Annotated in this window: 20 protein-coding genes and 1 riboswitch; of the genes, 6 read left to right on the top strand and 14 right to left on the bottom strand. The window is 35.6% G+C overall.

Annotation, left to right across the window (positions count from 1 at the left end; genetic code table 11):
* Nucleotides 1-7 precede the first annotated feature (7 nt).
* The 5 genes from galU to BM000_RS08815 all read right to left on the bottom strand — a co-directional run bounded on the left by galU (nucleotide 8) and on the right by BM000_RS08815 (nucleotide 4,945).
* Nucleotides 8-892 (bottom strand): UTP--glucose-1-phosphate uridylyltransferase GalU, encoded by an 885-nt coding sequence (gene galU, locus BM000_RS08835; RefSeq protein WP_091497007.1) that lies wholly within the window; start codon nucleotides 890-892, stop codon nucleotides 8-10.
* Nucleotides 893-931: 39 nt separating this feature from the next.
* A complete protein-coding gene (locus BM000_RS08830) occupies nucleotides 932-1,699 on the bottom strand; it encodes a tyrosine-protein phosphatase (protein ID WP_091497005.1) in 768 nt (255 codons plus the stop codon).
* Between the two features lie 760 nt (nucleotides 1,700-2,459).
* Nucleotides 2,460-3,029 (bottom strand): energy-coupled thiamine transporter ThiT, encoded by a 570-nt coding sequence (gene thiT, locus BM000_RS08825; protein ID WP_091497003.1) that lies wholly within the window; start codon nucleotides 3,027-3,029, stop codon nucleotides 2,460-2,462.
* 83 nt (nucleotides 3,030-3,112) lie between these two features.
* Nucleotides 3,113-3,220, bottom strand: a riboswitch (TPP riboswitch).
* Between the two features lie 290 nt (nucleotides 3,221-3,510).
* Nucleotides 3,511-4,203, bottom strand: coding sequence for a CpsD/CapB family tyrosine-protein kinase (locus tag BM000_RS08820; RefSeq protein ID WP_091497001.1), 693 nt, complete (start codon nucleotides 4,201-4,203; stop codon nucleotides 3,511-3,513).
* The gene (locus BM000_RS08815) at nucleotides 4,175-4,945 is read right to left on the bottom strand and encodes a YveK family protein (protein WP_091496999.1); all 771 of its coding nucleotides are present in this window, start codon (nucleotides 4,943-4,945) and stop codon (nucleotides 4,175-4,177) included. The genes BM000_RS08820 and BM000_RS08815 overlap by 29 nt, the downstream gene beginning before the upstream one ends.
* Before the next feature lie 271 nt (nucleotides 4,946-5,216).
* Here BM000_RS08815 and BM000_RS08810 point away from each other — a divergent pair, with 271 nt between their 5' ends.
* The 4 genes from BM000_RS08810 (at nucleotide 5,217) to nrdG (ending at nucleotide 9,417) form a co-directional block, all read left to right on the top strand.
* On the top strand, nucleotides 5,217-5,927 hold the full coding sequence (locus BM000_RS08810) for an EAL domain-containing protein (protein WP_091496997.1): 711 nt from the start codon (nucleotides 5,217-5,219) through the stop codon (nucleotides 5,925-5,927).
* Between the two features lie 151 nt (nucleotides 5,928-6,078).
* Nucleotides 6,079-6,867: a DUF6574 domain-containing protein gene (locus BM000_RS08805; protein WP_091496995.1), complete on the top strand. Its 789-nt coding sequence runs from the start codon at nucleotides 6,079-6,081 to the stop codon at nucleotides 6,865-6,867.
* A 197-nt stretch (nucleotides 6,868-7,064) separates the two neighbouring features.
* Nucleotides 7,065-8,939, top strand: coding sequence for an anaerobic ribonucleoside triphosphate reductase (locus BM000_RS08800; protein ID WP_091496993.1), 1,875 nt, complete (start codon nucleotides 7,065-7,067; stop codon nucleotides 8,937-8,939).
* Nucleotides 8,940-8,943: 4 nt separating this feature from the next.
* Nucleotides 8,944-9,417, top strand: coding sequence for an anaerobic ribonucleoside-triphosphate reductase activating protein (gene nrdG / locus BM000_RS08795; protein WP_091496991.1), 474 nt, complete (start codon nucleotides 8,944-8,946; stop codon nucleotides 9,415-9,417).
* 111 nt (nucleotides 9,418-9,528) lie between these two features.
* Here nrdG and BM000_RS08790 read toward each other — a convergent pair whose 3' ends face one another.
* Both BM000_RS08790 and BM000_RS08785 read right to left on the bottom strand, forming a co-directional pair.
* Nucleotides 9,529-10,239: a nuclease-related domain-containing protein gene (locus BM000_RS08790; protein ID WP_091496989.1), complete on the bottom strand. Its 711-nt coding sequence runs from the start codon at nucleotides 10,237-10,239 to the stop codon at nucleotides 9,529-9,531.
* Nucleotides 10,240-10,260: 21 nt separating this feature from the next.
* Nucleotides 10,261-10,473: a hypothetical protein gene (locus tag BM000_RS08785; protein WP_091496986.1), complete on the bottom strand. Its 213-nt coding sequence runs from the start codon at nucleotides 10,471-10,473 to the stop codon at nucleotides 10,261-10,263.
* Between the two features lie 224 nt (nucleotides 10,474-10,697).
* Between BM000_RS08785 and BM000_RS08780 the strand changes: the two genes are divergently transcribed.
* Together BM000_RS08780 and BM000_RS08775 are read left to right on the top strand one after the other, a co-directional pair.
* Complete coding sequence (locus BM000_RS08780; protein ID WP_091496983.1) at nucleotides 10,698-11,885, top strand: MFS transporter; 1,188 nt, start codon at nucleotides 10,698-10,700, stop codon at nucleotides 11,883-11,885.
* Nucleotides 11,886-12,057: 172 nt separating this feature from the next.
* Nucleotides 12,058-13,107 carry an LCP family protein gene (locus tag BM000_RS08775; RefSeq protein ID WP_091496981.1) on the top strand — a complete coding sequence of 350 codons (1,050 nt, stop codon included), beginning with the start codon at nucleotides 12,058-12,060 and terminating at the stop codon, nucleotides 13,105-13,107.
* Nucleotides 13,108-13,328: 221 nt separating this feature from the next.
* Here BM000_RS08775 and BM000_RS08770 read toward each other — a convergent pair whose 3' ends face one another.
* The 7 genes from BM000_RS08770 to BM000_RS08740 all read right to left on the bottom strand — a co-directional run bounded on the left by BM000_RS08770 (nucleotide 13,329) and on the right by BM000_RS08740 (nucleotide 22,788).
* Nucleotides 13,329-14,735, bottom strand: coding sequence for a polysaccharide pyruvyl transferase family protein (locus BM000_RS08770; protein WP_091496979.1), 1,407 nt, complete (start codon nucleotides 14,733-14,735; stop codon nucleotides 13,329-13,331).
* Nucleotides 14,736-14,840: 105 nt separating this feature from the next.
* Entirely contained in the window at nucleotides 14,841-15,581 is a 741-nt protein-coding gene (locus BM000_RS08765; RefSeq protein WP_091496977.1) for a WecB/TagA/CpsF family glycosyltransferase, read from the bottom strand.
* 19 nt (nucleotides 15,582-15,600) lie between these two features.
* Entirely contained in the window at nucleotides 15,601-16,386 is a 786-nt protein-coding gene (tagH, locus tag BM000_RS08760; RefSeq protein WP_091497162.1) for a teichoic acids export ABC transporter ATP-binding subunit TagH, read from the bottom strand.
* A gap of 16 nt (nucleotides 16,387-16,402) precedes the next feature.
* On the bottom strand, nucleotides 16,403-17,230 hold the full coding sequence (locus tag BM000_RS08755) for an ABC transporter permease (RefSeq protein WP_091496975.1): 828 nt from the start codon (nucleotides 17,228-17,230) through the stop codon (nucleotides 16,403-16,405).
* Nucleotides 17,231-17,275: 45 nt separating this feature from the next.
* Nucleotides 17,276-19,759 (bottom strand): glycosyltransferase, encoded by a 2,484-nt coding sequence (locus tag BM000_RS08750; RefSeq protein WP_091496972.1) that lies wholly within the window; start codon nucleotides 19,757-19,759, stop codon nucleotides 17,276-17,278.
* Between the two features lie 19 nt (nucleotides 19,760-19,778).
* Nucleotides 19,779-21,602 (bottom strand): CDP-glycerol glycerophosphotransferase family protein, encoded by a 1,824-nt coding sequence (locus BM000_RS08745; protein WP_091496970.1) that lies wholly within the window; start codon nucleotides 21,600-21,602, stop codon nucleotides 19,779-19,781.
* Nucleotides 21,595-22,788, bottom strand: a complete 1,194-nt coding sequence (locus BM000_RS08740; RefSeq protein ID WP_091496968.1) for a CDP-glycerol glycerophosphotransferase family protein — start codon at nucleotides 22,786-22,788, stop codon at nucleotides 21,595-21,597. Before BM000_RS08740 ends, BM000_RS08745 begins: the two co-directional genes overlap by 8 nt.
* Between the last annotated feature and the right edge of the window lie 21 nt (nucleotides 22,789-22,809).

The raw sequence follows: 22,809 nt of genomic DNA, 5'->3' as shown, positions 1-22,809 counted from the left end.
AATTATCTTACTGAGTAATTTTATATTGCTCTGCTAACCCAATAACAAGGTCCTTAACATCCTGACCAATCTCTTTATTCTTCAAGGCAAACTCAATTGTCGTCTTAACAAAACCAAACGTCTCCCCAACGTCGTGTCTTATGCCATCAAAGTCATACGCATAGACCTTTTGGATTTCATTTAGCATTTGTATCGCATCCGTTAGCTGAATCTCACCGCCTGCTCCAACTTGTTGCCGGTCCAAGAAGCGGAATATTTCAGGGGTAAAGACATAGCGACCCATAATCGCCAAATTAGACGGTGCCGTTCCTTGCTCTGGCTTCTCGACAAAGTGATTAACCTCGTACAGCTTTCCGTTTTGACTTTCTGGATCAACAACACCATAGCGATGCGTTTCTGTTTCTGGCACTTGTTGCACACCAATAATAGAAGATTCTGTCTCTTCATAGCGATTTATCATCTGCTTTAGACAAGGAACATCACTTTCAACAATGTCATCTCCTAGTAAAACAGCAAATGGTTCATCACCAATAAATTTTCGTGCGCACCAGACCGCATGGCCAAGACCTTTAGGCTCTTTTTGACGAATATAATGAATATCCGCTAGATTAGTAGATTGTTCTACCTTATGTAATAAGTCTAATTTGTTCTTTTCTCGTAAATTTTGTTCTAGTTCAGGGGCAAAATCAAAGTGATCCTCAATGGCCCGCTTCCCTTTACCGGTTACAATAATAATGTCCTCAATTCCTGAAGCTACCGCCTCTTCAACAATATATTGAATGGTTGGCTTATCAACAATTGGTAACATTTCCTTTGGCATTGCTTTCGTTGCCGGCAGAAAACGTGTGCCTAAGCCCGCTGCTGGAATAATCGCTTTTTTTACTTTCTTCATTATATATACAACTCCCTTATTCTTTAGAATAAACTTTATTTAGAAAAGACCAAAGAATTTCTTACGCTCAATTCTTTGTGGCTCTTCAGCAAAAACTGTCTGGCCATCCACTAGAAGCTCAGCATTGTCTAATAGTTTATAAACTGTTTGCTGACCAAATTTCGCCTCAAGCTGGTTAATAGCTGCTGCCATCATAAAGCTACGCGAGCGTAAGTTATGCGCATCAGATGCAATAAAATGCGTTAAATTATATTCAATTAATTCGTGTGAGAATTTCATGGTTTTCTTTCCAAATTTACCAATTGTACTTGCTGCGGTGACTTGCGTTAATGCCCCATTACGGACAAATTCATACAGTCTATTCGGGTGTTCAAGCAATTCGGTATTACGTTCAGGATGAACAATAATAGGAATTAAATCATGAACCTGAAGGTCAAAGAGTAGTTGTGTTGTATAACGGGGAATGTGATTAGTAGGTAGCTCAACAAAAGCGTATCGTGTTGATTCGTTTAAAGTCATAAGCTCCCCAGTTTGAATACCATTTATCATCTCGCCATGAATTCGAATTTCTTGTCCTGGCAAAATTGTTAACGGGATATTTTCATAAGCTAAGCTTTCATTTAAATAAGCTACTTCTTTAATAATAGCTTCTCGATCATTCTCGTAACTTCCATTTTTATGATGAGGTGTTGCAATTATAGTGTGTATACCTTCATTTATTGCGGCTCGGGCCATCGAAAGACTTTCTTCCATATGTTTCGCGCCATCATCCAGACCAGGCAATATATGACAATGAATGTCGATCATGCAGAACACCTCTCCTTCTTCGACTTTTTTTAAGTCAATACTAGAATTATAGCAGGTTCACTCTGTAAAAGAAAGATTTGGGATGACAAATTCCTGTAAGATTCTCGTTAAATTTAATGATTAAGACCTAGTTTAACTTGTGTAAAATTCCTTATAACCAAGCCTATCTAATTATATTTATCTCAATTAGATGCCAATTCAATGGTGGGATAAGCTTTTAGAATATTACAATTATTACAGAAAATAGTTCTAAAGTTTTTTTACTTTTGATACAAAAAAGGGTCACGCGTCAACATAATCACCTTCATAAGGGTGAGTTATTTATTTACCCGTAATTAAACTATGATAAACATGTGATTCAATAAGTAATCTACCGATTATTTAAATAGACTCTTGGTGTCCATTAGGTAATGAAGCTTGTTCATTATCTTATCATTTCAGGTGCTGCATTCGCAGCTGCTTGGGTAATATCAATCGCTTTACACTATTCTTTCAGCTGACTTTCTAAATATACACGAACCATTACTAATTAACTATAAAAATTAAAGTCTTTTTTAAAAAGTCTATGTATTTTTAACAATTTAATGACTTATTAGGTTTAAACTACCGTAACGCTAAGCTAATTTACTATTCTATGAGATTGGTGAGGCTTTTATTAAATTAATTAAAAGTTTGCTAACGGGTATTTCAAAAAAAGAAAGCATTAAATTCAAATAAACCGCTCACGCCGTATAGTAGACGGAGCGGTTCACAGGTGAAATTAAGCAGCAACAGCAACAAGCTTAGGTCGTTTATTAAATAAGAAGCTTACTGCTACAATATTAATAATGGCTGACGGTAATAAGAATGAACCATTATAGACAAGTGAATATAACCATGGATTCATATCCCCACTAAAAGCAGCAAAAAAGACGATGCCTGCTGCATAATGCGCGATAAATCGGAAACTAGTGCCGACAAAAACACCAGCGCTCACAAGCATAATAAATTTACTTATATTGTCTGCCTTTAGTGCAGCCTGCACAGCCGGTGCAAAGAGACCGGCAAGACCTAGGACGGTAAAGGCAATTGGATAATCAAGCAATGCCTGTGCCCAATGAACAATATAGGCGTCTCCAATAGCCATTTGGAGAATACTGTATAGTAGGCCAGCTAATAACCCACCTTTCAGTCCCCATCGAAATGCAACAATAAAAATTGGAATCATGGCAAAAGATACCGATCCCCCCTGCCCCCAAACTTTAAACGATAACGGGAGCAAATCAAGTACAAGTGCTAAGGCAGAAAAAATGGCCACCTCAATTAAAAATAACGTCCGCTTTGTTTCCATTGAATAATCTCTCCTTTTTATTTTTTTCAATAAAAAAAGCAACACAAAGATCTGCTTCCTGATGGAGGATCCATTTGCATTGCAAAAAAAATGCCATCCATCCCTACGCTAGTACTAACTAACAGGTTCAGAGGGTAAGAACAATTGTGTTCACTCTCAGCTAACTTCACTTAGCTCCCCTTGAAGGCTTGTGCTCTATACTTTTTTCATCGTTTCAATTATAAGGGGATTCAATCGATTAATCAATAGCCATTATATATTTGATAGGGTTCACTTAATTAACTGCGTTCGCACCTAATTAATCTATTTCGCTCCTAAATTGCTAAAGATCGCTCTTAAACTAAATTGAGAGCGAACGCTCGTATTTAAGTGCGAAAAAATACTTTATGAGCTGAAAATAACAATTTCGAGCGAAAGTTGATAAATTAGTGCGTTCGCTCGTATTTAAATGACGCACACTTCTAGAAGTGTGCGTCAGACATTATTCACCATAATAATAATATTGGTTCTTCGTTACTTCTCGATCATTTAATACAACGCCGAGTAGCTTTGATTTAGCTGGGGTTAACAATTCCTTTGCCTTAACGGCAGCATCTTGTTCGGTTTGCTTACTTCTGACCACGAGTAACGATCCATCTACTTCATTAGCAAGAATCTGCGCATCAGTTACCGCTAGTACGGGTGGGGTATCAAATATAATTAGGTCATAATGCTGTTTAGCAAGTTCAAGAAGTTTGCGCATTGCATTTGACCCGAGTAATTCAGATGGATTGGGCGGGATTGGACCAGAAGGTAAGATATCAAGGTTCTCAATATCAGATTTAGTCAACGCTTCATCTAATTCTAATTCTCCGACTAAGACACTACTTAAACCACGACGATTGTCTACTCGAAATGTGTAATGAACAGTTGGTTTCCGCATATCAGCATCTACAAGTAATACGCGTTTTCCTTGCTGAGCAAAGACGATTGATAAGTTAGCAACTGTTGACGATTTACCTTCTGCTGGACCAGCAGACGTAACGAGCATCGTATTGAGCTGCTCATCAACAGCAGCAAACTGTAAATTTGTTCGAATGGTCCGATACTGCTCTGAAATAGGTGACCGCGGGTTTAGCTTGGTAATTAAATGTCTAATCGTATTATTAGCTGGTCCTTTTCGCTGCCTTGCCACTAAAACCACCCCTTTCTCTTGCTACATGGGTAACATTTTGATTTTTAACTGTCGTCAATTCTCGGTCACTAATATGAGAAATAACACCGATCACAGGTAAGCCAAGCGTCTTTTCAACGTCATCCTCAGTCTTAACCGTGTTATCTAAAAATTCAATTAAGAAGGCTAAGCCAACACCAACCATAGCACCCAAAACAAGCGCAATGGCAATATTAAGGGTTAGGTTTGGACTAACTGGTGATGGGCTTGCTGCTAGTTGTGCTTCATTTAAGATATTAACATTATCAACATTCATTAAATCATCAATCTGGTCCTGAAAAACTTCGACAACAGTATTAGCAAGTAACACAGCCATTGCTGGATCAGGATCGGTAGCCGTTACCGTCACAACCTGTGAATTATTCGCATTACTGACCGAGATCTTACCACTTAAAGTGCCAGAAGAAATGGTTAAATCTAATTCTTGAACAACTTGATCTAAAATACGATTACTTTTAATAATTTCATTATACGTATTAATTATTTCTACATTTGTGCGGATATCGTTTAACTCAACAGCTCGATCACTTTGTGGATTATTTTGGTTTACTAAAAATTGCGAGCTGGATTGATAGATAGGGGTAATCATAAAGAATGTCACCACACCACTTATTAATGCTGCACCCAAAGTTAGCACGATGATCATACCTATTCGTTTCCTGATTACTTGCGCAATTTCTTTTATTGAAATCGTTTCTTCCATGAATAGTGTTCCTCCTGATCAAATCTCTTTTCTACATCTTCACATAGAAAGTATTATAACATACTTAACTATTAAATTGGTCAGAATAAAAGTCAATTTAATATAATTTACAATAATCTTTTTTGAATTGCGACAAAAGTCATTTTATTTCCCTAAAGTACTTGGGTATATTGATTCTAATTGTTTTATCATGATTGGCTTATCTTATATTTTTGTTATACTTACAGTAATAAAGACTTGGTGATAAATAGCGGTTAAGAGGTGGTTCTAAGTGACAATTAATCAGCACATTAATGAGACGAGCTTTTCGCATCATTTTCAACCTATTATATACTTACCTCGCCAGCAATATATTGGCTATGAGGCCCTGTATCGTTCCTCAGCTTATCCAAATCCAGAGTGTGCATTTGCGGCCGCCAAGCAGGTTCACCGCTTATTTGACCTGGACACTGCCTCAATGCAAAAAGCAATTCAGGTTTTTGCAGCAGCCCAGCATGTAAAAGATCAGCGGCTATTCATCAACGCCTATCCATCGACCTTGCTAGATGATCGCTTCCTGACCTTTATCCAGCAGACCATTCAACAAGCCAAGCTTGAGCCTGAGCAACTGGTCATTGAAATTTCGGAGGCCGAACAAATTAATAGTCCGACTTTTTTCCAACGTATTAAGCTTCTCAAACAGTTTGGCTTTTCAATTGCCTTAGATGATGTTGGCAAGGGCTATGCTAATTTTAATGCCTTAATAAATATTGAAGCTGATTTTATTAAATTAGATCGCTTATTTAGTGCTCAGTTGCACAATCATGAACGAAAACAAGCCTTGTTACGGCTATTTCATTCATTTTGCGAAAGTCAGGGGATGCAACTTATCTTAGAAGGGATTGAAACAGAACAGGAATATTTGGCCGCTCGTAAACTTAACGTTGCCTTTGGTCAGGGCTTCTATCTTGGCCGTCCAGATACTTTTACAAATAGCGAGTAACCAAATGCGCTAGTTCTAATGACCCTTGGAGATCATTCCCTTAAGCATTTTGCAGTGTTTTTAACGATACACGTTTAATACATTCTACAATTGGGAATTTACAGATAGTGAGGTAGCTATTAACTATGATCTGTTAAGGAGTGAATGATTTATGGAAAACAAACACTACCCTCCCGAGGAAGAAGACATTACATACGAGAATGGTCAGCAGGTTTCACCGCATGCAGAGGAGGCAGCCATTACAGAGGATTTTTCAACTGAAGAACCTGTTCCTTATGAAACCGAACAAGAGCAGCAACAACAAGCGCCTTCAGAGCCTAATCCGTTTGTTGAGCACGTAAAGAAGGTGGCAAAGGATTATTGGACATTCTTACCTAAAGCAATTAAGAATCCCTATGAGGCAAGCAAGCAAACATCAGATGGTCTGACACATATGATTAACGCTATTATTACGGTTATTATCTTTGCAATATCGGTTCCGTTACAAACATACTTTATGCCCCGTGGCTTCTTAGATGTGTTTGGCACCCCTTCCTTGTGGGATGCGGTTATGGTACCGACCTTTTTATTAATGCTCATTCTCGTATTAATGGTAGTCGTTAAGTTTCTTGTGGTCAGGCTATTCAAAGCAACGATTAGCTTTGTCGCCATCCTAGCACGCTTTAGTGTCTTTCTGGTGATCCCAACTATTCTAGCTTTAATTGCCATTCCGCTTGTTCTGCTCGAACTGTTTACATTGAGCTCAATCTTCTTTAGTATTGCCGTTACACTGTTATTGTTTTCCAGTGTCGCAACGCTGTTTACCATTAAAGAAACGTCGGCTACTGAGCACAAATTCGACATGTATCATGCCATTATTCTTACAGTCGTTGGCTCATTTATTATCATCGCTTTACTTGGTGATGCACTCATGACCCAATTTATGAATCCGTTGTTTTAACCGACTGTTATCCGTCACAAAATTGACACAATCACGTGAAAGCAGATAACTTCTAGACTTGTTGGTCTTTTGCCGGTTCTTGCATAATAACTGCAACTGTTCAGCAAAAAAATAGTGTGCTAAACTATGATTCAATACAACATCTTGTATTGAATCATTTTTTTAATGACTATATATAGTTCAAGGAGTGGATCGTTATGCAAACACCAACAATGACTAACTTACATACAGATCAATTACTAACCGCTTTGGCGGAAATTGTTTCTTCCTCTAATCAGGACCTTATTCAAGAAAATGCTAATGTCGATGGTCAGTCTCCAATGGGTCAAATGTCAAAATTCGGTTCAGAGGCAGCTAAACATTTTGCACGAACTCAGCTCTTAAGTCCAGATGTTGTTCAAGCAATGGACGACAATTTTATCCATCCGCATGATTTAGATTTTATGCCGACTGGCACCACAACTTGTGCACAGATTCCGCTTGGAGCAATTTTACGAGGTGGCTTTAATACTGGACACGGCTTCATGCGGGAGCCCGCTGATATTGTCAGTGCCATGGCGCTATCGTCGATTATTTTTCAATCTAATCAAAACATGCAGCACGGTGGTCAGAGCTACCCAATGATTGATTATGATTTAGCACCTTATGTTCATAAAACATATCTTAAGCATAAAAGACGACTAACCGAACTACCGGTAGAATGGGAAGCAACAGCCTTAGAAGCAGCTGCGTGGAAACAAGCTGATCGAGATGTTTTTCAAGCCTGTGAAGCGTTCGTGCATAATTGTAATTCCATGCATTCACGTGGTGGTGGACAAGTCCCGTTTGTATCCGTTAATTATGGTACTGACACCTCTGTAGAAGGTCGAATGCTAATTAAGAATCTATTACTCGCTACCAAAGCTGGCTTGGGTAATGGCGAAACGCCAATCTTCCCAATCCAGATTTTCAAAATGAAACAAGGCATTAATTACCAACCTGACGAGCCAAACTACGACCTGTATCAGCTCGCACTTGAAACAACAGCAAAGCGCCTGTTTCCTAACTTTAGCTTTATCGATTCCAGCGTCAATGTTCAGCATTACGATGGGACGCCAGAATCGGAAGTATCTTATATGGGCTGTCGGACGCGAGTAATGGCTAATCGTCATGGAGTGGAGAACAGCATCCAGCGCGGCAATCTTTCTTTTACGTCAATAAATTTAGTGAAAATTGCTTTAGTCTCGCAAACGGTAGAGGGGTTTTTTTATACACTAAGTGGCTATATCAATTTAGTAGTCAAACAATTGCTTGAACGTTTTGACTTCCAGTGTCACAAGCAGGCACAGCACTTCTCCTTCTTATATGGGCAAGGGGTTTGGAAAGGGAGCGAGCAGCTAAAACCAACTGATAACCTTAGCGACGTTTTAAAACAAGGTACGTTAAGTGTCGGCTTTATTGGCTTGGCTGAAGCACTTGTCGCCTTAATCGGTGAGCACCATGGAGAATCAGAGCGTGCCTTTAAGCTCGGCTATGAAATTGTTCAATTTATGCGGGACCGAGTCGATCAGATTGCTGATCAGTATGATTTGAATTTTTCTTTAATTGCAACACCAGCCGAGGGGTTATCGGGCCGCTTTACTAAAGGCGATCGGGCCGAATTTGGTGTAATCCCTGGTGTTACCGAGCGTGATTATTACACAAACTCGTTTCATATTCCTGTGTATTACTCGATTCGTGCAATTGACAAAATTAATCGTGAAGGTGCGTTTCATAAACTATGTAATGGTGGTCATATCTCTTATATTGAATGTGACGGTGATGTAAGTAAAAATATTCACGCGCTTGATAAGCTAGTAAAGGCAATGGCTGCCGCCGACTTTGGCTATGGCTCAATCAACCACCCTGTCGATCGTTGTCAACCATGTGGCTATACCGGTATCATTAATGATTGTTGCCCGAAATGTGGCAATCATGACGAAGCGTACATTGAGCGTATCCGTCGCATTACTGGTTACCTTGTTGGTGATATGAAAAAATGGAACACTGCTAAACGTGCTGAAGAGAGTCAGCGCGTCAAGCACGGGAAATAAGCAGATGCGTGTTCTTAATATTCTTCATGACTCTGTTGTTGATGGTGAAGGACTGCGGACGGTTATTTTCTTTGCCGGCTGTCCCCACTTCTGCAAAGGGTGCCATAACCCCGAAAGCTGGAATATTCGTAATGGCAGTGAAATGACAGTAGACGAGGTTGTTGCTGAAGTACTTAGTAATCCGCTGTGCGAGGTGACTTTATCTGGAGGAGATCCGTTCTTTCAGGCTAGCGAAGTTGCAGAGGTAGCTCGTAGATTGAAGGCACACGGTAAAAATATTTGGGCCTACACTGGCTATACTTTAGAGCAACTCCTAGAATTGGGTGGTGACTATGTCGAACTGTTAAGCTATTGTGATGTTCTCGTTGATGGACCATTTATCTTAGCAGAACGCGACTTGAGCCTTGATTTTAGAGGGAGTAGCAATCAGCGGGTGATTAAATTGGCTGAGGTTTTGGTTAAGAGCGAACGCACATAAATGGGTGCGTTCGCTCTTATTTTGCCGGACTTCGCCCCTATTCTGCTTTGGGTGTGAACGCTCTTACTTCGGCGATCATTCCAATTTAGGTGCGAATTAACCCACCCTCGTCTATAAAAGCTTTGTTAAATCGTATTTAGTCCCCTTCCCCTCTCCAATTTTTTCAAGTTTCAAATCATTAAGTAATCGGCTTACGGTAAAACGCGAATTGACACGAAGAAAGCTGCGTGCCTCTTCATTATTAATTAGTCTGTTAATTAAATAGCCATAATCTTTAAGTGCTTCTATATGAGCGAGTTTATCTAGCCTGCCACATGAAGGACATTGCCAAGTTCCATGTGTTCGTGTCATCAGGGTTTTCTTTTCGCTACACCATATACAAAAGACACCGCTAATTAATTGATTCTTACTAAGTTGATAGTGATTATACAAATTTTCATGTTTTCTACTATGCTTACTCTTTAAATCAAAAGCCAGCTGTTTAATGTTAGTCGTACTTTCACAGTTGGAGTATTCCTCCATCAACTCATTCATTCGGAGTGATAAAGCTTGAAGCGTTATTAGGTCAGGATTGTATTCAAAATTAAGGCTGGCATCAGGGTGTGTGAATACGACGAGGGGATGGATAGCAAGTGGCTCATTAATAAGTGTGCGTAATTGGCAAACTTGCAGTTGAACCTGTAAGTGCGGACTTGGGTAGTACTTATTTGCATGGTTTATTCGTTGAATGAGTTGCTGATGATCATTTATTGATAGGCTTCCCATCAAATTTTTCACTTCAATAACAAAGCAGACCGTTTCCGTTAGGATAAGACGGTCTATTTGAAAATAGTGGTGACACCCTTATAATCTCACCCTCGCTAGACTATAAGCATCAGCTAACTTGGCAAGGGACAAATGATAGTCCAATTGTTGCTCTCCCTTAAATCCAGCTTGTTCTCGACGAAATTGCTTGTTCATCTGATGATAAAGCTTGTCCTTTAAGTAATAGCGTTTTAGCAAAACATCTAACTGCTGGTGCAGTGCTGTCTCCATTAACGGTAGTACAAATTTCATCACTATCGCCTCCTCAGACTTTTATTTTAACGATTATTTTAGGATTTGACGATTTGTTAATTTTGCAAAACAATCATTGCCCAGAGAAAAATTTTCATATAAATCCCATTAAACATTATCTAATTATAGTAAATCTAGTCACTTATGCGAATTCTCTAGTGTTTTTCACAACATTTTAGTATATAATATATTTCGAGTAACGAAAAATGTTTAGGGGTGTCAGCATGGCGATACAAGTAAAAACAGAAACAGCTCCCGTTCAGGAGAAAATCTGGACAAAGGACTTTGCCATGGTTTGTTCGGCAAACTTTTTTATTTTCTTAGGCTTTCAAATGACGTTACCGACTTTGCCCTTGCTTGTCCAAGAGCTTGGCGGAACGGATCAAATAATTGGCTTAATAACCGGTATTTTTACACTATCATCCCTGTTGTTCCGTCCTTATGCAGGACATGCACTTGAAACAAGGGGAAGGCAGTTCATTTATATGCTTGGTCTTGCTATTTTTGTTATTTCAGTTGGTTCTTATGCCATTATTCCATCAATTATGCTCCTATTTGTCATGCGTATGGTTCAGGGGGTTGGCTGGGGGCTGTCGACAACAGCTACCGGTACAATTGCTACTGATTTAATTCCACAAGCCCGCCGTGGCGAAGGAATGGGCTATTTTGGACTATCAGGTAATCTCGCCCTTGCGCTTGGCCCTACCTTAGGACTTGCCTTAGTTGGTCGATTAAGCTTCTTTCAGCTCTTCCTTATCATTGGCTCACTAGGTGTTGTATCGCTAATCTTGGCGACTAGAATAAATTATAAAAAAGTTGAGGCCTTACCAAATAAGTCGACAACGGTTAAATTTGATGTTTTTGAAAAAAGCGCTGTAAAACCATCAATATTATTATTCTTTGTGACGACAACTTTTGGCGGCGTTGCTTCGTTTCTCCCACTCTATACTGAGCAGCGCGGCATTACTGGCATCGAATATTATTTCTTACTATATGCGCTAGCCCTTCTCCTTTCTCGTACTTTCTCAGGAAAACTCTATGATCTAAAAGGGCATATTGCTGTCTTCTTGCCTGGAGCAGTTCTTGTAATCCTTGCGATGGTAACGTTGTTTTGGTTACCAGGTTCATGGGCACTCTATTTAGCAGGTATTTTGTACGGATTAGGCTTTGGTAGTATCCAGCCGGCAACACAAGCATGGGCCATTAATTCCGCACCAGCAAATCGCAGAGGGATGGCCAATGCTACCTTTTTCGGTTCCTTTGATCTTGGTGTGGGAGCTGGGGCAATGATCTTTGGGGCAGTTGCTTCATCATTGGGTTATAACTTTATTTATCTCTTTGCTGCTGGTTTTGTCGTTATTTCGATGTTAATCTACATTTATTTAATTGTTAAAAATGGACGAAATGGCTAAGTTTTTTGCTCGCTAATTGAGTCTAATCACTACTTTAAAGTAACTTTTTGAGTCTGTATACGTCTAATAAGGTAGATGTAATATAAAAATAATTTTACCTTCTGTTTATTTCGTAGTAATATTATATTAAACTAAAGAGATAAATTTGGAATTTATATTAAGGAGATTTTTTATGACCAATAAAAGAAAGACGACAAGAATCGGGAAGAAGAAACAAAAGAAGAGAAAGAAAGTCCTCCTTATTCTTATACCTATTTTGTTAATAATTGGAGCAGGTGTCACATATGCTGGCATGCTATATCAGAATGCTAAAGAATTAGTTACGGATTCATATGAAGATGATGGACGAGATTCTGGTTCTGATCTTCGTGAAGATCAGGTTAATCCGGATGTTGATGATGTATCAATTCTGTTTGTTGGGGTCGATCAAGGAGCGGCTCGCCAAGAGCGTTATGGTGAAGTCAGAGGATTATCAGATGCGTTAATTCTTGCTACCTTTAACAAAGAAGAAAAAAGTGTGAAAATGCTTAGTATTCCTCGTGATTCTTACGTTTATGTACCAGGTATGGAACAATATACAAAAATTAACCATGCCCATTCAAATGGCGGTATTAAGTACACAATTGATACGGTAGAAAATCTGTTTGATGTTCCGATTGATTACTGGGTTCGGGTTAATTTCGATGCTTTTATTGATATTGTCGATACATTGGATGGTATTCAAGTTGATGTTCCGTATGAGCTTCAAGAAATGGACTCAAATGATTCTAAAAATGCTATTCACCTCCTTCCAGGTCAGCAATGGTTAAATGGTGAGGAAGCACTTGCACTTGCTCGTACGCGAAAGCTAGATAATGATATTGAACGTGGTAAACGACAGCAAGAAATTATTAGAGCGATTGTTGATCGGGCTGTCTCGATTAATACACTGTTTAATTTGGAAAACCTAATGCAAGCTGTGGGGAACAATATGACAACTAACATGTCCTTTAATGAAATGATGAGTTTTACTTCATTTGGTATGAGTGGTGAGCTTGACATTGAGTCCTATGCCCTCTCTGGTAATGACCTTTGGACAGAAAACCCACGAACTTATTATTATCAACTAGATGAGGAAGATTTAGCAGAAAAGCAACAAGTTTTTAAAGAGCACCTTGGATTAGTTGAGCCGACATTCGGTTATACAGAAGGAAACGATACTGAAGAAGCGGATAATTTCTAAAGAATTAGCTAATCATCTAAGAATAGCGAATAGATTATAAACATATAATCTATTCGCTATTCTTTTTTGAGTTTACAGTGATCTTATTATAAGTATACTCTAATTAATGCAAAGGGTTAAAAATACTACCACAATCTTGGTCTAGGATGGGTCCCCTTTTTTTGTTTTTGGTATGCCACTTCTAAAAAAGTTTTTTTAAAAAAATAATAATTTTATTACGACTATTTTTTAGTAGTACTGAATAGATTCGCCGTTCTTAAGGCTAATTTGACTGATTTTCTATTTAAGGTACCTTTCTGCTTTTTAATTGTACCCTCTTGCTTTCTTATTTTATCTTTTTGTTCTTTAGATATTTTTTCCAAATTTTCTTTTGTATTAACATTTCTTTTATCTACTAATGGATAATATGATTCCCAACGAGCAACCATTTCATCCAAGGTACAGCCAGCAATTGTCTTTAAAGGAGCTTGTAATCGAATTGATTTTAACTTTTCCTCTAGTGGTACTGAGAAAGAGGTTTGAGCTGACTGATTTTTATAAATGTGATTTAACCCATTTTTTTCTAAGAAATCAATAAAGTGATCAAAATTCTTTCCTTGGATCTTTTCTGGGCTCTTAAAATCTACCTCGTTAATAACATCAAATAGCTTTGTCTCAGCGGTTATATCGTCTTTTGTAATATGTGTTAATTGGTGATATTCTGCTAGCTCTCTCATCCTTGCATCCTTGGCAATAAGAATACTTGGTGTTCCTGCAATTGTTGATGTTATATTTCCGTGTAGACGTGCCCCAAAGCTTAAATCAACACTTTGCAGAAACTCGATCCAAGTTGGAACATTTAAGAAAAATCTAACTCTATCTTCCATATAAGCTCTATCTGACATTTGCACAGGATAATTGTCACTTGGCTTTGCTATTCCACGTGCTCCTGTATAAACTAATTCCATTTCTTTTAGCCACTGAGGAATAAACGTATAGTCCGGAATTTCTTCCTGTGCTCTGGTAATAAAATCAAGGACATGCGACGGTGACATTCTTGACGAATTAATACTTATTTTTGAATCTTTTGTTATATTAGTATCTCTAATCTTAAGTTCTCTTCCAAACGTATACATTGATGGGCACCCAATCACCGTATGATCTATGCCCTCTCTAAAGCCTAACCTCGTTAAATAATCAGCTGTAATTTGACCACGTACTCCTATGATGCTAGACTTTTCCAATACAGCATTAACAAAGTCTTTAACAGCCTCATCAAATGGAAATCCTTCATTTAATTTTGGTTCAAAGGGAGCTCTTAAACCTACACCAACTACTATTACAGGAATTGTTAGTTTTTTAATAAGATTGGTATATCTTTTCAATGCGGGTATAAACGGTTCTCTAAAAGCGTCCGCTAATGGTATAATATAACAATCGTACTTTTCGTTATATTCTTCAGCTTTAGCAGCATCTTGACTATAGTAATCGGCCTCAACGTTTACACCTTGTGCCATTAGGGTTCGGAAAACACTGTATTGATAAACAAGGTTCCCAACGTTTCCTCCTATAGAGTTATTCATTAATATTTCATCTGCATTAAAAGGATCTAATGGTGACATTCCTGCTCTTACTAATATATTCTTCATTGAAATTCTCCTTAATTTTTATCTACATTTGAAAGCTACTATAAAACCAATAAAATATTCAAGGTAGTTTTACTATTAAATTTATTAATAATATTCTAAATTACATTATCTTTTCTTTAAACTTAAACTACTAATAAACATTCTAAGCATAAATTCAAAAACTTTTAAAATTCTTTTCCAACGTTTAGGCTGTCGAATTAGTCGATACATCCATTCTAAATTCAGTTTAATCCAGAATTCAGGAGCACGCTTAACTGCGCCTGCAACAACGTCAAAACTCCCCCCGACACCCATGAATAAACCCTGATCGAATTTATCAATATGTGAAGCAATCCATTCCTCCTGTCTTGGCATCCCTAAGCCTACAAAAATTAAGTCTGCTTTTGATTCTAAAATGGAATTCATAACTTCATTATTCTCTATATCAAAAAAGCCATCATGTGATCCGGCAATCACCAGATCTGGGTGCATCTCTTTTATTACCTCAGTAAATTTAATATTTACTTTTTTTTCAGCACCTAAAAAATAGCAGGACAAACCTTTCTTCTCGGCAGTTTGTATTAATTGCATCATAAGTTCAAAACCGGGAACCCTTTCTTTCAATGGAGTCTTTACCCACTTTGATGCTATTACGACGCCAATCCCATCTGCTATTATAAAATCAGATTGTAAAATAACCTTTTTGTATTCAGGATTCTCAACGGCATATAAGGTAATTTCAGGATTTGCTGTTACAACAAATCTTTTTTTTCTTACCATAAGGTCTTTCTCTAGAATATTTACCAATTCATATTTTGTTTTATTCGTAAAAGGAATCCCCATTATATTAACTTGTTTATCATTCATATATTTCCCCATTAGTAAGTTAATTTATTTCCTTAAGTTTAGCCAATTTATATGCTTTTTTCTCCTTTTTATCAAGTTTTTTATAGGTTTTTAAAAAGGAATGATAGTTATTTAAAACCTCATTAGCTTCACCATACTCTTTAACTCTGCCGAATTCTAGCCATAGTATTTTATCACAGAATTCTCTCATCTGGGCAATTGAGTGGCTGACAAAGATCATTGTTTTTCCTTTACTTTTAAACTCTTGCATTTTTGCTAAACTTTTAGTCGCAAAAGCCTTATCACCGACCGATAAAGCTTCGTCTATAATTAGAATGTCTGGATCTACCATTACTGAGATAGCAAAGCCTAGTCTAGACTTCATACCACTGGAATATGACTTAATTGGTTGATCTATAAATTGTTCAATCTCAGCAAACTCTATAATCTCGCTCTCCATTGCTTTAATTTGTTTCTTTGAAAATCCTAACATTAAACATTTAAGTTCTATGTTATCACGACCGCTTAGATCAGGCTTTAACCCTGATGCTACAGCAATTAGTGATACTTGACCATTAATTTTGGTTTCACCTTCTGTTGGTGGAACAATTCCAGCAATTATATTGGATAAGGTAGACTTTCCTGAACCGTTAATTCCCACAAATCCAATCACGTCACCATTATTTGCTTCAAAGTTAACATTTTTGAGGGCCCAGAAGTCTTCTCCATAGCTTCTTGGAGAAATGAGATCTAGAATCCTTTCCTTAGGACTATTATACAGTTTATATTTTTTTGATATTCTGTTTAACTCTATAGATTTTTTCATAGCTACCTTCCTATTATTAAAGAAAATCAACTAAATGTCTTCTAAATTTTATATGAATTTTTGAACCAATGAAAAGTATAATAATTGTTAATCCCCAAAAATAAATGGTATACTCCATGTTCTCTATTAGATACCAGCTTGTTCCGAAGAAACTTGCTCTATAGCCCTCAATTAAATAAAATAATGGATTTAGCCGCATAATCTGGTGAATCCATGGTGAAAGGTCAGAACCAGACAAGTCCCAAAGAATTGGTGATACATATAGTAATAGTCTTAGTGATGCATTTAAAAACATATGAACATCTCTTATTATTGTTGAAAGTGTTGAGGTAATCAATGCAAATGCATAACTAAATACTAGTGTCGAAAAAAGAAAGTAAAAAATTTGAATAAAGTATATGGTTAGACCATATCCAAATATAAAAAGAACTATTACTGCTAATGATATCATAAAGAAATGAATATACAATTGTGAGAACATAACAATATTAGGGATTATGCTCATTGGAAAATTCATCTTTGACAGCATTTTTAATCTTACAAAGATTGACTTTGAGCCTAAAATAGTCGATTGATAAAACAACAGCCATAAAATAAAGCCTGTTATCATCCAAGGTAAGAAAGCAACAAATCTCCCGTCACTAATTTGTATATCTGCCCTTTCCCTAATACCATATCCAAAAACAAACCAATATATTAAGATTTGAATCAGTGGATTTAAGAACTCCCAAGCAATGCCTAGGTAATTATTGTTATTAGCGCTTTTTAATTCATAGAAAGATAAACGTCTAATTAAATAAAAATTTTCGTATTGTTCTTTCAATACTAAAATAACATTTTTCATTTTTTTTCCTTTCTAATTAACCTAAATCTAAATTAAATTTCCTATTTAGTGTTTTCTTTCACACTTAAAAGTAAGCACTTCTTGTTGTCCTTTAAAACTTGGTTTAATTAAGTAATTTTTAGATTTAATTTCTAAAAAATCAATCGTAACATCCCGCTTAAAAAACGCCTTCTTAATTAAAAATTCATATAGATCATCTTCATCCTGAATGATTAGTGCTGCCTCCCATTCTTGGTATGGAGCATTAAGTAAAGGTTCAAAAATAGGTTCAGTCATATTAATAGGATGGTCAAATACAAGTCTTTTATTATAAATTTTCACATTTTTTATTTGATCGTAAATACTAAAATCATCTGTTTTTCGTTTTAATCTTAGTATTAACCCAAGATTTGCTGGCGTAGCTTTTAACTTAGCATTAATTAGACAATCAATAGCTACATTGAAGATACTGATACCTTTATTAAGCCATCCTGCTTTAATTATCTCAATCTTCAGGGACTTGCTTTCCTTATTAAAATCTTCAGGCTTAATTCGATTAATTTTAAAATTAACGCTATGCTTTCTAAATGTAGGTTTAACCACATAATTATTTTTAAAATCATGGGCAACTTGAGTTTGAATAAAATCATCAGCTTTATTGGCTTCATTCAATTGATATTCTATCGTGCTATCATTTGAGTTAACTACTAGAGATAATACCCAATCCCCTACTTGAAAAATATTATGGTTAATAATTTTTTTTATAGAAATTATATCCTTGAATTTTAGCTTTTTATTCTCTGTCTCAAATATCTCTGCTTTATGATAAATCTGCTTCTGTAAACCGACATTACTGAACCTCCAATAGTATTCTGCATTAACAGAAGTATTGAAAGTATCCCAATAAACATGGCCACTAATTTTTAGTTTTAAGTCTGTGTTATCGGTCCATGACATTCTGTAAATTTCAAGATCTGTATCTTGTACTTTTCTTTGTCTTTCTCTCTTCTCATCCAACTTTGAAAACAAATTAGTCCACTCATCTAAAAATTTAGCTTTCGAAAAAGCATTAATCGTTTCTCGAGCATTTTCACTGAATTTTTGTAAAGTTGATGAATTGGTAAGTAGATTAATAATTCGGTATGCTAAGCTCCTAATATCTCCATCTTTAATCAAATAACCATTTTCGCCGTTCTTAATCATATCAGAAGGCCCATATTTTATATCATAAGAAATGACTGGCGTTCCATTAACTAAGCTCTCTAGTACTACTAATCCAAACCCTTCATATCTGCTTGTAAGTACAGATATTGCAGAATTGGCAAATTCAACATGGGCATTATTTGTTACATCATTTATTCTAATATTGTGTTGCAAGTTAAGGCTTTTAACTTCTTGCTCAAGATTAGTTTTCTCCTTACCAAAACCAAACAACTCCAACCTTGCCTCCGGAACATGCTTAACAACAATTTCAAACGCTTTTACTAGATGGTCTAGTCTCTTATCTGTATGATAGCGCCCAATTGATATAACTCTTTTCAGATCTTTAGATGCATTTTGAGCATCAACCACACGACCGTTATAAGAATGAGGAATTACAAATAACTTATGACTTTTCCCTAAACGAGATTCCACGTCCTTTTTTTGATATTCGGTTAAAAGGATTACTGCATCAACCTCAGATAGGTTATTAAAAACGGCTTTGTTTGCTGCCCGCAAATTAGAATCATAGCGAAAAGGCTCCTCAACATGAATACTGTGCTTTACAAATAACTTGAAGATATTATCTCTTTTGTCTAATGATAATGCAAGTCGATCCATCTGCCTTGCATCAACAGTGATAAATGTTTTAATATCTTCTTTTAACAAAGATTCGACCCAGTATTTTTCTAGTTCGAGATTTGAATTAAAAGTTTCTTTTATTTCTTCATTTTCATCAAATAGATATATTCTATTAATAACATTTTTTTCTTCGCTGTTATTATACCATTTACTTATATAGCAATGGCCGTTTTCTGTATATAGAAGCTCTTGCTTAGGTCGGTTTACATCTAAGCTATAATAAATAACCCGTCTTATATTGCCTTGTAAATCATACTCTTCTCTTTTTACTCTTTGACGGTTATTATTAAAAAAGTCAATTAATTTAAGCTTATTATCATTTTTCTCAAAGTTTTTATACTTAATGTAAAGGCCATTTTCGAAGTATCTATAAGCCATTTTTCCTTTTACCTTTTCGACAACATATTTCTTATCATCATCCCAAGAATTAATAGGTTTCCTAGTATCTTTAGAAAATTCTAATTCATTATATAGATTCAAAATCCTTATATTTTCAGGGAAATGATAAAGAGATCTTACTTTATTAGCATTTTCAACAAAGTCAGGGTGGAAAGAAAATGTTAGTATTGTTAATATTATATCAGGCTTGTTTTGCTGAAGAACTTTTGCACGGTCTAACATAGCTCTTGTTAGACCACCAAAATTTTCATCAAGTTTAAATGCTAAAAAGAAAAATTTTGAATTATCATATATACTAACGGATACCACTCTCTCACCTCAAGGAAAATTATTTGAAAATTTTTTCTACAACACGTTTCGATGATTTCCCGTCCACATCATCAAAGAAAAAATCAATAAATGGAGGAATTTTCTCCATTTTGAAATCTTTCTCTGTAATTGTTTTTATCAATTGGCTTGTCGATTTAATAAGTGGTCCTGGGATGAAAGATAAGTAATCAAAATAGAAATCTCTCGTACGCACATACTCTTCCACATCATATGCAAAGAACAACATGGGTTTATTTAATAACGCGAACTCAAAACAAACTGAAGAGTAATCTGTAATAAGAATATCAGTAACAAATAAAAGATCATTAATCTCACGATAATCAGAAAAATCATAAAAGAAGTCTTTATACATGTACGGTATATTCAAATCATTTTTAACAAATGGATGTAGTTTAAAGATAAAAACATACTCATCAGAAAGTTCCTGATAAAGCTTCTCAAAGTTAAGTGCATCAAGGTCATAATAAGCAGATTGTTGACCATTCCCGCGAAAAGTTGGTGCAAAAGTGATTACTTTCTTCCCTTTAAGAAATGGATATTGACTGTGCAAATAGCTAATTGTGTCTTGCTCGTATTTTTCATCAAAGAAAATATCTGTTCTAGGTATTCCTGTAGGTAGTACCTTTGCAGCATCCACTCCAAAGCCCTCTGCATAATGCTTGATAATATTAGAAGAACTTACTGTAACTTTTGTGTAGTTCCTATGATTTTTTGATTTAGGTGAAGGACCACCGGGCATTCCAATTCGACTAAAGCCAAAGGTTTTGAAAGCACCAACCGCATGCCAAAGCTGAACTAACTCAGCAGACTTACGAATTCGCAAATTATAAATCATTGGAAAAAAATCGTCTAACACAATGAATTTTGATGTAGCTATCTCATATGCAAGATGTACTAGTTCAGAGATTGTTTTCTTTTTATCTACACTACTTCGCAAAATGAATTTGATATTCAAAGCTAAGTTCTGTCTGAGCATCTCTTCGTAAACATATTTGAAGTTACCAGATAATTCGTCTCTACTATCAGAGGCAAATAGGACTTTTTTCTTCTTAATTGGAAAGACGCAAAACAAAATATATACTAAATTAAAAATCCTCTTCTTAAATACTTTATACCAGAAATCATTGCTTTCCTTTTCTTGAATATTAAAATCTCTAGGATCAATATCCTTAAGCTTATTTGCACTTATTTTCAAGGTTTTTTTAGTATAATCGTAAGTTGCAATTAAATTATATTTTAATTCCCTATTGGCTGTAAAGTAATCCATTTTAGTTGAATGGAATCCATTTATAAAATAGGATTCAATGTTACCCAGTGAAAAAAGTTTATTAATTAATCCATTTCCGACATCTAATATTTCTAGTTCAATATAGAAAGTGTAATCACCGGCTTCAATAGGTTTATTACCACTTGATAGTTTAGAAAAATCAATATGTCCTTCAAATCCAGACCAACGATAACGTTCCTCTAGATTAGAATTAGCATTTACCCTTGAGATAGGTATATCTCTCAAGGTAACGCGATACTTTTCAGTATTATTATTAAATAAAACTAAATCTTTTTTAACTAAATCCTCTTCGTCCATCTCTATACCTTGTAGATAATAGTAACCTTTAATATATAATTGTGCACCGTTAAACTCAAGCTTTGTAACTTTTCTTTTTGGTATATACAAATCAGATTGATAATTATTTGCATTCCCATTTGTATTTTCCGGTCTAATAATCAATTGTTCACCATCAATAATTATTGGATTATCTAACTTTCTATTACCTTGTCTAAAGAAAATCTTTTTTACTGCCCTTTTCATAATCCTAATCATCTGTAAAACCACTCCTGCTTATTTTATTTGTCCCTTTACCTATAAAGTAATCTACAACTCGTTTTGAGTTTAGATTATCCTTCCTCTCAAAGAAATAGTCACTAAATTTTTTTATTTTCTCGAGATCAAAGTTATCCTTCTTTATATACGCTGACATCGCTTCTGTGTCATCAAATTTAGGCCCAGGTATAAAGGTTTCAAAATTGTAATAGAAGTCTCTTTCCTTCTTGTAGCTATTAAGATCTGGTGTATAAAAAACAATTGGCTTATGTAATAAACTAAATTCAAAAATGACAGATGAATAATCTGTTATCAATATATCAGATATTATCATCAATTCATTTACATTAAACCTCTCCGTTATTTCATATACAAAGTCGTCAGGGAAATCTTCTGCTAATCCCTCTGTAATATAGGGATGAAGATGAACAAGAAAAATATATTCTGTTCCCAAGTTTTTTTTCAATTGATAAAAATCAATTTTTGATTCAAAACTCTTCTTTCGATAGCTCCCACCTCTATATGTAGGGGCATAGAGAATTATTTTTTTGTTTTTAAAGTTTGAATACTCTTTAAAGAAACGCTTTTTTAATTCCTCATGTTCCTGACTATTGAAGAAAAAATCTATTCTGGGTATTCCAATAGAAACTATTTTGTTTTCAGGCATATCAAATGCTTCTGCATAGTAAGAAATAATATGTTTTGTGCTTACAGTCACATAGGAATAATTAGAATGAATTTTAACTGAATTCAAGTACTTTTCACTGGGACCAAATGATTTTCCAATGGTACTATACCCAAATTTTTTAAATGCTCCAGTTGCATGCCATAGCTGAATTATCTTAACCTTATTTCTAGGTTTAATAACATAAATTGGGTAATAATAGTCGTCTATAAAAAAAAATTCTGAGGTAGCCAAAAAGAAAGTCGCTTTTAACATTCTCAGAAAATAAAAAACCTTATTAAAGAAACCACTTTTAAATTTTTCTAATAAGAATATGCATTCAAAGGTCTCAGTTCTACTTTCTAACTCATTAAAAACATAATACAAATTGCCAGAAAGGCTATCTGATCTTGAAGAGGCAAAAACTACTCTATTTTCAACTACAGGAAAAAGAGAGGATAGATTATAGACTATCCTTATAAAAAAGTTGGAAACTATAGTAAAAATAAGTTTTATACTCATATCTTCCTCCCGTAGCAATTA

The organism is Amphibacillus marinus (assembly GCF_900110345.1).
GTDB lineage: Bacteria > Bacillota > Bacilli > Bacillales > Amphibacillaceae > Amphibacillus_D > Amphibacillus_D marinus.
Note: the sequence above shows the minus strand (reverse complement) of the source record. Positions and strands in the feature narration are given on the sequence as shown.